Origin of the sequence: Hydrotalea flava (genome assembly GCF_001623405.1) — a bacterium.
GTDB classification, from domain to species: Bacteria; Bacteroidota; Bacteroidia; order Chitinophagales; family Chitinophagaceae; genus Hydrotalea; species Hydrotalea flava.
Map to the genome: position 1 here is coordinate 1 of NZ_LUHG01000058.1, position 11,390 is coordinate 11,390.

The window sequence follows — 11,390 nt, forward strand, 5'->3', positions numbered from 1 at the left end:
GAACAATGAAGCTGCAGCAACCATCTGCTAAACCTGTTAAAAACTTCTACACCCATCTGCGGGGAATGCTACCGAGGGTTGTGTTGCAATCCCAACAAAATATGCCAACACCCAATACTGAATACCCAACCCCCAAAAAAACCGCCTCCCGAAGGAGGCGGCTGTTGCGTTGTAGTTGGGAAAAATGCTTAAAAGTTAAATGCTAATTTAACAAACATCCGCATGCCATTAAATCCCATCTGTACGGCATCAAAAGGCCCACCTGATTCACTGTCGTATGCAGAGGCATAACGCGCATTCGGCACAGCCGACAAATCAGGGTGAACATTGAATAAGTTATCAATCCCTCCAAATAAAGTAACTGCTTTTGCCAGTTTGTACGAAGCATAAACATCAGTGGTTACCTTACCATGAAACAGGAAGTTCTCTGGTACAGAAGTGGCACCATTATCGGTAGTTACATAAGGATCGTATCCATTGCCACTACCCGAAATATTCGGATCGCCTGGTCCATTGGGGGTCGGGTTTGGAGAACCGGAATAACCAAATCCCTGGGTGGTTAACTGTCCAAAATAGGTAAAATGAACGCCTGCTCCAAATTTATTGCGGCTATAATCTAATCCCAACGAGAATTTAGATTTTGGGGCCGAAGCCATTAAAAAATACTGTTCACGGCTGCTATAAAATGTTTGCTGGTGCAGGTAACTGGTGTTAAGTACATCGGGCACATTCAAAGCATCAATTTTAATATTGTTGAAGTTGCCCGCTAAAGTGGCATGTAAATTACTTTTACCAATATGTTTCGTATAATCTATCACAATATCTAAACCGGTATTGGTAGTGGTAACGGCATTTGAAAAGAATTGTGCTGCAACTACATGCAAACTGTTTAATGCCGAGGTAAGTGCTGTGGGCAGGGTATTGTCAGATGCACTGAATTGTCCGGATAATACTACCCTGTTTTTGATATGCACTAAATAACCATCGGTGGTAATGGTTAAACCGGTAGCTGGTTTCCAGGTAAAACCCAGGCTGGCATTGGTTGATTTTTCAGGTGTAAGTGGCGGTATACCGGCAGAGCGTGCAACCGGGCTGTAATTGGGTACTATTTTCACGGCTACTAACTGTCCACCCAATATGCTGGTTTCAGTATTACTAAAGTTAATTTGTTGTAACGAAGGTGCGCGGAAACCGGTACTTACTGAACCACGCAGGTTAAAGTTGTCGGTTACCTTATAACGGGTTGCAAATTTGTAAGTAGCCACACCACCAAAATCAGTATAATTTTCTGCACGTACTGCCACATCAATTAACCATCTTCTGGTTATATCTATAGAGGCATCTGCATAACCTGCAATCACCGATCGGTTTGCATTAATTTCATCATCGGGCTGAAAGCCGGGAAAACCCTGTGCACCGGGCGCTTTGCTTTGGTTGTACAAAGCATAAGAAGCTTCTTCACCTTTATAAATTTTATAATTTTCGTAGCGGTATTCAGTACCAAATGCAAGATTAAATCCTTTGCTGATGTTTTTGTTCACACCTGCATTCACAGTGTTTTGTAAAAAGCTGAAACCGCCATCGTCAAAATTAGTTTTGTTGGCGCCGGCTGCATCTAAGGAAGCATTGAATGTTTTCTGGCCAAAATAATGGAAGTTATTATAACCGAGTGTGTTACTGACATCCCAATTCCACCCCTTGCCTAAAGTGCCCCTGAAACCGGCAGAAGCTTCGTAGTCGGTAATATGTACATCTTCAATCGGGTTATAATAGGTTTCAGTGCCATCTGCTGTTTTTTTCATGATACCGGGTACAAAAATTAGTTTGCCATTGGCATCGGTCGGAAAACGTTCGGGATGTGCAGAGAAGTTACGGGTATAGGCATACGCATTCGAGTTTTTGTAGTTATATCCACCAAAACTGTAAAAAGTGGTTTTGGTTCCTGCTACAGGAATTTCCATATTGTACATGCCCCCGGCAGCCAGAACAGAAGCATCGCCAAAGGCACGGCGAATGGTATTAACCGGCAATGCCTTGGGGTTAGTTGCTACATTGGTATCGGGTACCTCACGAAAAGTTTTGCCGGCTGAACGGAAATCACCTGAAAAATTTATAAAGCCGCCATTTTTACCAATGGGTAATCCATAATTTAAACCCAACATTACGGTGTTACCATCTACCTGATGCCCGGTATAATACTGGCTGGGGTCAAAACCATTCAGTGAATTGTATCGATGATCATAATAACCCGACCATCCGGTGTTAATAGATAAATGATGCACATCTTTTTTCAGGATAATATTAATAACCCCTGCAATGGCATCTGAACCATATTGTGCCGAAGCACCATCGCGTAATATTTCTACCCGGTCAATGGCATCTTCCGGAATAGCATTCAAATCTGTTCCCGAAGCGCCTCTGCCACGGGTACCAAATAAAGATACAAAAGCAGTCGTGTGCTGGCGTTTGCCATTAATTAATACCAGGGTTTGGTCAGGGCCCAGTCCACGTAAAGTTGCCAGGTCAATCGCATCTGAGCCATCTCCCCCACTTTGTTTGTTGTAGTTAAAAGAAGGGGCCAGGTAATTCAGTGCCGAGGTAAGGTCCATCCGCGCTGTGGTATTATTGGCCGTACCCAGTTTAATGATATCTACCGGCACCGGCGATTCGGTTTTTGACCTACCGGCACCACGGCTGCCCACCATCACCACATCACCCAGGTTTTCAATCATTTCCTGTAAGGCAATGGAGAGATGGCTGGAAGTGGCCTTCACGGCTGTTTTCTCGTAACCAATTGAACTGATTTCTAATACATCCCCCGGTGCAGCATCAATGGTAAATACACCCTGTGCATTGGTGGCCGAAGTAGTACCTGTTGCTTTTACACGAATGGTAACACCTTCCAACGGTAACCCTTTAGCGTCTTTTACGGTTCCCGTTATTGTTCTTTTTTGTGCAAACAACAGTGTGCTGCCCAGTAGCGCAACTGTTGTCATGAGTAATAGTAGCTTCTTCATGCAATTAGTTTTGGTTCAAGTTATCAAAATAAAATCTAAAATACATCAAACTAATTGAGGTATTTATTAAAAAATACTAAATAATGTGTTCTTTTCATTTATTTTTATCCCCCAAATATTGAACCTTGCCTTATGCAAACGATTCCGGAACAAATTGCCATTTTAACCCAACAATATACCGGTATGGTACCGGAAAGAATAGAGCAATTGCCCCCCGGTGGCAGTAACCGCAATTATTACCGGGTGCACCTGCCCAAACAGTCGTTGGTGGCTACTTATAATGTAAATACAAAGGAAAACCTAACCTTTCAGCGCTTTAGTGCCCACTTTCAGCAGGCCAATGTACCTGTTCCGGCCGTTCTGGCCATGAATGCCGAACATACCCTGTACCTGCAAGATGATCTGGGTAATACCAGCTTACTGAATGTGCTGGAGGCTGATGGGCCAACGCCTGCGGTATATGCGCTGTTTCAAAAAAGTCTGGCCATGCTGGCTCAACTGCAAATCAATGGGCACCGGCATTTTCCCTACGAAGCCTGCTTAACGGCCAAAGAATTTGGCAAACAGGCCATTCTGAGCGATCTGCTGTACTTTAAATACTATTTTCTCGATACCCTCCAATTGCCCTACGATAAACAGGCGCTGATGGACGATTTTGAAGCACTGGGCTCTTACCTTACAAAAACGGAACACCGTTATTTTATGGTACGCGATTTTCAGAGCCGCAATATCATGGTGCAGGAAGGTGCAGTATATTGTATCGATTTTCAAGGTGGAATGAAAGGCGCCCTGCAATATGATGTGGCCAGTTTATTGTGGCAGGCAAGGGCCAATTTAAGCGAAGACTGGAAGCATCATTTACTGGAATATTATATGGATTGTGTTGACAGGCTCTTGCCACAACCCTTGCACCGCACCGTATTTGAAGGGCAGTACAATGGTTATGTACTCATCCGCCTCTTACAGGTACTCGGCGCTTATGGCTTCCGTGGCCTGTTTGAACGTAAGGCGCATTTCTTAGCCAGTATTCCGCTGGCCCTGCAAAACCTGCAGTTCTTTTTGCAGCACCGGCAGGTGGGTATTATAACCCCGGAACTGGACCGCCTGCTGCGGTTAATAACCGATGCGCCCATACTGCAACGCTTTCATATACCCAAAGCCAATGAACATACACCATTACGGGTTGAAATCAACAGCTTCAGTTACCGCGAAGGAATTCCGGCAGATACAACCAATAACGGAGGTGGGTTTGTGTTTGATATGCGGGGTATTCTGAATCCCGGCCGCATCAATGCCTACAAACATCTTAGTGGCATCGATAAACCGGTACAGGATTTTCTGGAACAGCAAACCCAAATGAATGTATTTTTAAACAGCGTATGGGATGTGATTGATATTACCATTCAGGAATATATGCAACGCGGCTTCCACCATCTGCAAATCAATTTTGGCTGCACTGGCGGACAACACCGCAGTGTTTATGCCGCCGAACAAACGGCACGGCATTTGCGCAACAAGTACAATTTAAAAGTACAGTTAACCCATACCAACCGTGCCAACTGGGTTACTACGCCTGTTATTGAATCTTCTAATATATAATAACCCTTAATGCAATGTTATGAATTCCCCATCACCTCATCCCGTTATCAAAGCCATGCTGCTCTCTGCCGGCCTGGGTACCCGCCTGCAACCCTTTACCCTGCGGCATCCCAAGGCGCTGGCTATGGTAAATGGTAAATCTTTGTTACAGCGCAATATCTGCTACTTGCAACAGTTTGGCATTACCAACGTGGTGGTAAATGTGCACCATTTTGCCGATCAAATCATGGCTGCTATTCAGGCCAATCAGGGATGGGGCAGTACAATTAAGGTGTCAGATGAAAGCAGTGAAGTGCTGGAAACGGGTGGTGCACTGTATCATGCCCGTCATTTGCTGTACAATTGTGATGCCATTGTATTAATGAATGTTGACGTACTCACCAATTTAAATATACAACAGATGCTGGCACAGCATTGGGCGCATAATGGTTTGGCTACTTTGGCGGTAACACAGCGTACCGGTTCCCGTTATTTTTTATTCAACCGGCAGAACCGCCTTTGTGGTTGGCGCAACCAGAAAACCGGAGAAGAAAAACTGATATTATTGGATGGCCCATTATACCCCAAAGCCTTCAGTGGTATCCATATCCTGCATCCAAATTTATTGCAGCGCCTGCCCGGTGCCGGAAAATATTCTATGGTAGATGTGTACCTGAAACTGGCACCTGACTATCCTATACTGTGCTTCGATCATACTGGCGATGATTGGATAGATGCAGGCACCCCCGAAAGGCTCGCTGTTGCAGGGCAGTTGTTTATATAGGGGGTATCTGGTATTGGGTTAATTTGTAAATACACCCCCGGTGAATGCCGATACCAGCCTGTAACATCATCAGGTTCCTCTGCAATATCTGTAGGGGTGTTAAAGTATAAACCTTGCAAATGCAAAGCTGTTTGTTTCCAACAAGGGTTAAATGGGTGTATCTGCCTGGTAAAGTAATAAGCTATTTCCCGTATACTCCCGGTATCATAATGGGTACCGTATTCAAACTGTTGTTGGCTAAGCAAAATATTACAACTTGTGTTGTCGCAATTCCCTCAAGCGTAATTGTAAAAAAATGCCAATGCCAAATGCTATCAAAATAAACATCCAGCTATCTAAAGGTGCATTGAAAACTCCACCCACTGGCGGATTGCCGCCTCCCGGACCGCCCCCTGGGCTACCAAAAGTACTAACCGTAGGTGGGGTAATTCCCATACCGGGGGTTAAACTGGTAACGGGTGCCGGGGCATTGGGCGTTAAACCAATGGTGCCATTGCTAATGCCATTGCTAATCCGTAAACGGCCATTCCCAATGGTTGGGCGGTTCGTGCCTCCGTCTAAAAGCAAGTTGTTATGGTAATTGCCTACCCCCCCAAACTGTGCAGTAGCCATTGCCGGAACCAACAGGCAATACACAAAGCAGAGTAGGGTAATTATAAATAAAACGCGGGTTTTTCTTTGATTCACAAAATAAAATTAATGGTTTTGTATCAATATAGTTTGGGTAAATCGCAACCTTGCATCGTGGGCTGATTGTAGCTGTACATAATAAGTACCGGTTGCCAATCGGGAATTCCACTGCAAAACCTGTGCCGTATTGCCACCCGCTATGTTCAGGGTATTGCTGTATACCAGTTGCCCGTTGCTGTTGTACAGGGTTACCCGGTAAACCCCGGCCGGCAGGTTCCGGGTACGCAATGCTGTGCTTTCTCCGTTACTGGGGTTAGGGTACGCCTGTATGCTCATGCCCTGCTGGTAATTGCTCACTGCTACGGTATTGGAATAAACGGTACGGTCGGCTGCAAAGCCGCGTATACGGTACCAGTTGGTACCGGTGGGTGCAGCATCGGTATAGGCAAAAACAGTATCATGTACTCCATTTAGCTGGCCAATGGCCTCAAAATGCAGGCTATCGCTGCTCCGCTCAAAAGTATAGTCGGGGCCGGTGCTGGCCAGTGTAGCAGCTGCCTTGCCCATTAACTGATAGGTTCCGTTCAGGGAATGTACCAATAAGGTAATACCGCTGTTGCCGGCAGGTACTGCCTGAACCCGAATAATGCTGAACCGGTGTAAATAACTGGCTGTATCAGTTGTAGGGGTAAACTGAATTTGCAGGCTATCGGCAGTCAGCATATAGGTTGCAGCAGTGAGGGCATCATAAATGGCCCAACCCTGCGGTAGTGCCCAACCATTGGCCACCAGGGTATAGGGCTTACCAATGGCAAGGTTCCAAAAGGTAATGGGTAGGGTATCTTTTGCTGATAGGGATTGTATTTTTTGAATACTCCAATTACGGCCATTGGCGCTGAGTGCCATATTCTCGGCCGGGTTACGGAATTTACGGGCATCTTCGCCAATCAGGCTTTGGTTGCTGAAATCGCTGCGTTGTGCCAATAAGGCTCCATCGCGTACCTGGCCACCGGCATTCAGCAGGCTAAGGTACAATTTACTCATGGGCGCTGCCTGTGCAAATATTCCGGTTAAATTGGCTGCATTGGTATTTTTATTGGCTTCTGTTACAATAAACTGGCGAGTTGAGTTAGTTAAATCATTTTGTATAAAAAATGATTGTCCTGGTTGTATGTACTTGTTAGCAGCACTGCCTGCTACACTGGGTCCGGTCGTAGCATCCCAAGTAACATATTGGGCAATTGCTCCGTCATAAAAACTGTATTGGGTAGTTACCAATCCACTTGTACCGCTATTCGCCATGGCTTGTGTAAAATCAAAAGATGCTGCATAGGGGTTACCTACCAGTGAATAAATAGAATCATTCACTATGGCCACACTTGCAGCCCCGGCTAATTTATAGCCATTGTCTGTGTATGCAGTTGTACCCCCCAACTGATAGGTGGAACCTACCCCAGAATTGATGGTAAAATTACCGGTAAGTAATTTTCCGCGTGAACGCAGGATAGTTTGTTGAAAATAAATAGGGCTACCTTGCGCAACCGTATACAGGTTAATATTCCTGGGTATCACATACATCACATAACCAAGATATGGTTTTAGTGTAGGTGTTTTAGTATTTAAAACCGTTACATATTTTTGTCCGGTAATATCCCAAGTCCACATAGATTGCGTACCCCCGCTCACATTGGTGTAATCAATTCCAGTAGTGGCATCATTTCCCTGACTGGCGCCATATTCTCCGGTAATCTGGGTACCATAACCATTATTAGGATTATAATTGGCAGTTGTGGCACTTTCCTGCCAGTTGGCCCAAATAGAAAGGTCAGAAAGCACGGAAGCAGTAACATTATTATAAGCTACAACACTTTGCGAACCATCTGCTTTAGCAATAATCCTTTCTACCACAAAACGGCCGGTTCCGGGATATATAATACTCCCGTTTAACGGCCCTACCTGGGCAGTATTAGCAATGCTGCTGCTGGCCAAAGTAATATCACTGTTATTGAGGTTCAAAGTGCCGGCCGTTACCGTTAATAACCCGGTAATGCGTATATTGTAGTTCAGGGTTATGATACTGCCGCCGCTATTGTTCAGGGTTAAGTTGCTATAAGTACCGGTACCGTTAATATTTTGGGCTGTACTTCCATTTAAAATCAGGGTGCCCCCAATATTATTGTTGTTGCTTAAGTTACCGGCAATACCCAGGGTATTGTTATTGGTAAGTGTACCATTGTTCACCAAATTACCCGCTAACTGCAAGCTATTGTTCAGAGTAAGACTGGCACCGGTATTCACCGTAAGGCTATTCGCCTGCGATGCGGCAGTTATAACCGGGAAGGGGTTAGGGGTCACATTGGGAATAGTAGCCGAAACGGTGGCGGTAGGTACCCCATTGCTCCAGTTACCGGCATTAGCCCAGTCATTGTTAATGGCACCTGTCCAAGTGGTGGTTCCTACTGTCGTAATACCATAATAAGCACCCTGATTATTTTCAATAGTTTGTCTGTCAGAAGTAGACAAAGCCTGTGGGAAGATGGTGATTTCAGAAACAGCTATATTGCTGTAATAGGAAGCGCCATTATAACTGGCAATTTGAATGCCATTTAAACCGGTAGTACCCGGGTTAGAAGTAGCAGAACTGGCTCCATTAACGGCTAAATAGGAATTGGCCCCATTAAACTCTTCTGATAAAACATACTGCGAACCAGTGGCAAAAGATTGAGTTGGCCCGCCGGTATTACCTGCATACATGCTTGCATTATTGTTTGTAAAAGTCATCAGGCCGGTATTGGGGTTACCGCCAGCATTGTTAAAATAGTGTAAGGTTGTTTTATTAGACAGGAATTGTGTAACGGAGTTACGGGTAAAAGCCTGATTGAGTGTAAAAGCACCGGAAGCCATGGTTTGGCTCAGCCCATCAAAAACCACAGCAGGTTGGGTATTGGCGCGTTGTACCACGCCACTGAGTACAATGGCAGGTTGTTGAGACAGGGTAGTTTGGGTGGCATTACGGGCATTGCCACTCTGGTCGTACCAGGTGGTTACATAGCCATTGCCACTACCCACAAAGGTTTTCAGGGCAGCGGTATCCAAATCGCCATTGCTGGTAAAGCCAATATCTTGGGTGGTATTGTCGCTGCTGCGGCGTACCTGCAAAGCTTTGCCGCTGTAGGTTGTGCTTAACAAACGTACACTGTAGGCGGCAGCACCGGTAGCAACATTAAGTAGTATATTTCCGGGTGTGGTTAAGTAATAATTTTTTTGATTATTTTCAATATTTTGTCTGTCAGAAGTAGACAAAGCCTGTGGGAAGATGGTGATTTCAGAAACAGCTATATTGCTGTAATAGGAAGCGCCATTATAACTGGCAATTTGAATGCCATTTAAACCGGTAGTACCCGGGTTAGAAGTAGCAGAACTGGCTCCATTAACGGCTAAATAGGAATTGGCCCCATTAAACTCTTCTGATAAAACATATTGCGAACCAGTGGCAAAAGATTGAGTTGGCCCGCCGGTATTACCTGCATACATGCTTGCATTATTGTTTGTAAAAGTCATCAGGCCGGTATTGGGGTTACCGCCAGCATTGTTAAAATAGTGTAAGGTTGTTTTATTAGACAGGAATTGTGTAACGGAGTTACGGGTAAAAGCCTGATTGAGTGTAAAAGCACCGGAAGCCATGGTTTGGCTCAGCCCATCAAAAACCACAGCAGGTTGGGTATTGGCGCGTTGTACCACGCCACTGAGTACAATGGCAGGTTGTTGAGACAGGGTAGTTTGGGTGGCATTACGGGCATTGCCACTCTGGTCGTACCAGGTGGTTACATAGCCATTGCCACTACCCACAAAGGTTTTCAGGGCAGCGGTATCCAAATCGCCATTGCTGGTAAAGCCAATATCTTGGGTGGTATTGTCGCTGCTGCGGCGTACCTGCAGGGCTTTGCCGGCATAACCACTGCTCAGTTGCCGAACACTGTATGCCAGGGCGGCCGGGGTTGCACTGGTTAATCCAGCCTTGTCTAACGTATTTTGAGCCACCAAATTTCCGCTGCTCAGCAACAAAAAGACAGCCCCAAATATCTGTACAATTTTTTTCATGCGTTTGTTTTGTAGGTATGCCAATGGTTTTTTGCTTGCCATTATAAACGCAGTATCCTGCAGTTGCAATGGTACCCCGGCGGCTCATTCACTTCCATCAGATGCTTTTTATCTGTGTTCTGTTGTATGTACCGGCAAAATTTATTCCATTGGGTAACAATATAGTAAAAATGCCCAATTATTCCTTACAAATTTAATTTGTTTTGCTGATTTTACCATATTTAACAGGTATTTATTTACTTGCCCTGCTTTATTGTTACATTACCTGCATTACTTTCCTTTTTTGCTGCTATTAAAACTTCAACTGCACCCCGCAGGCCCGTGTGCGTAATTTGCCATGCCATGCAACACTTTTCGGGTGGCTTAAAGCCATTATTTTGATCTGGCCGGATCTGGGCATTTTTGTACAGTTATTTTTTTGTAACCTAACAAAAACTAATGCCGGGCACCAATGGTAGCAGCAGGTTATGACATGTAATAAATGGCTATCCTTAGGTAAGTAGGGGTAAATAGCAATTGGGTTATGTTGTTCCAAACCAAATGTAACTGCATTCAATGGCCGGTTCAACCCCACACAGGGTTTTCCGTACCAGTACCCTTACCATTGTGCCAGCTTATGCCGCATTTCCATGAACAAATCTTTTATCTTGCGCAAGGCTGCAGGTTCGGGGCTGTAATAACGCGTTTTTAAGGAGTCAACAGCAATGGGTTTGCCCGGTTCCATCTCTACCCAGGCGGCCCAACAGCGTAAAAATTCCATCATTACTGTATGCCGTATTACGCCGGTTTCCTGCAATAAGCGCAATACAATGGCCAATTCAGAAAGGTTTAAACAGGTATGGAGTTTTTTGCAGTTTTTTTCTTCCTTTGCTGATGCTTGCAGCTGCATCCATAACTCTAATTTTTGTATCGATTTTTTTACCAGTACCAGTAATACTTCTCCACAACTTTGTTTGTGCGTATACAAACCCGGCTTTTGTTCCTGTTGCCAAATCAATATTTCCTGCTCTGCATCCATCCATTGTTCAATGGCTTCCGGTATGCTATTGGTGGCATTGGCCTTTTTTTCCCAAAATAAAAGGGCATTTTCAATGATTAAGGGGTCGTTGCAATTCAGAAATAGAAGGTATTGCAATAAGCTACGGGTGCTCTGTTCATCGGCTGGGCAGCCCAGCCGGGTAATACCCCGTACCAACTGTACCAGGTAATGGAGCTGCTGAAATGGCAGTATTGCTGCTTCGCTCAAAGCCTCATCAATAATTTTTTCACAACAGAAATAG

Annotated in this window: 7 protein-coding genes; 3 read left to right on the plus strand and 4 right to left on the minus strand. The window is 44.9% G+C overall.

What is annotated here, in order from left to right; genetic code table 11:
• On the plus strand, window positions 1-206 hold a 206-nt coding region (locus A0F92_RS15780; RefSeq protein ID WP_253810229.1), incomplete at its 5' end, for a hypothetical protein.
• Here the strand turns inward: A0F92_RS15780 and A0F92_RS06440 are convergent.
• Window positions 189-3,017 (minus strand): TonB-dependent receptor, encoded by a 2,829-nt coding sequence (locus tag A0F92_RS06440; RefSeq protein WP_167516857.1) that lies wholly within the window; start codon window positions 3,015-3,017, stop codon window positions 189-191. The two genes, A0F92_RS15780 and A0F92_RS06440, sit on opposite strands and share 18 nt — an antisense overlap.
• A gap of 132 nt (window positions 3,018-3,149) precedes the next feature.
• Here A0F92_RS06440 and A0F92_RS06445 point away from each other — a divergent pair, with 132 nt between their 5' ends.
• Both A0F92_RS06445 and A0F92_RS06450 read left to right on the plus strand, forming a co-directional pair.
• The gene (locus tag A0F92_RS06445) at window positions 3,150-4,616 is read left to right on the plus strand and encodes a RapZ C-terminal domain-containing protein (RefSeq protein WP_068243119.1); all 1,467 of its coding nucleotides are present in this window, start codon (window positions 3,150-3,152) and stop codon (window positions 4,614-4,616) included.
• Between the two features lie 19 nt (window positions 4,617-4,635).
• Window positions 4,636-5,379, plus strand: coding sequence for a nucleotidyltransferase family protein (locus A0F92_RS06450; protein WP_167516858.1), 744 nt, complete (start codon window positions 4,636-4,638; stop codon window positions 5,377-5,379).
• Window positions 5,380-5,628: 249 nt separating this feature from the next.
• Here the strand turns inward: A0F92_RS06450 and A0F92_RS06455 are convergent, their stop codons facing one another.
• From A0F92_RS06455 to A0F92_RS06465, 3 genes are all read right to left on the minus strand, one after another.
• Window positions 5,629-6,066, minus strand: coding sequence for a hypothetical protein (locus tag A0F92_RS06455; protein WP_167516859.1), 438 nt, complete (start codon window positions 6,064-6,066; stop codon window positions 5,629-5,631).
• Between the two features lie 9 nt (window positions 6,067-6,075).
• The gene (locus A0F92_RS06460) at window positions 6,076-10,110 is read right to left on the minus strand and encodes an arabinofuranosidase catalytic domain-containing protein (RefSeq protein WP_167516860.1); all 4,035 of its coding nucleotides are present in this window, start codon (window positions 10,108-10,110) and stop codon (window positions 6,076-6,078) included.
• 598 nt (window positions 10,111-10,708) lie between these two features.
• Window positions 10,709-11,390 (minus strand): hypothetical protein (locus A0F92_RS06465; RefSeq protein WP_167516861.1); only part of this gene is annotated, 682 nt, incomplete at its 5' end.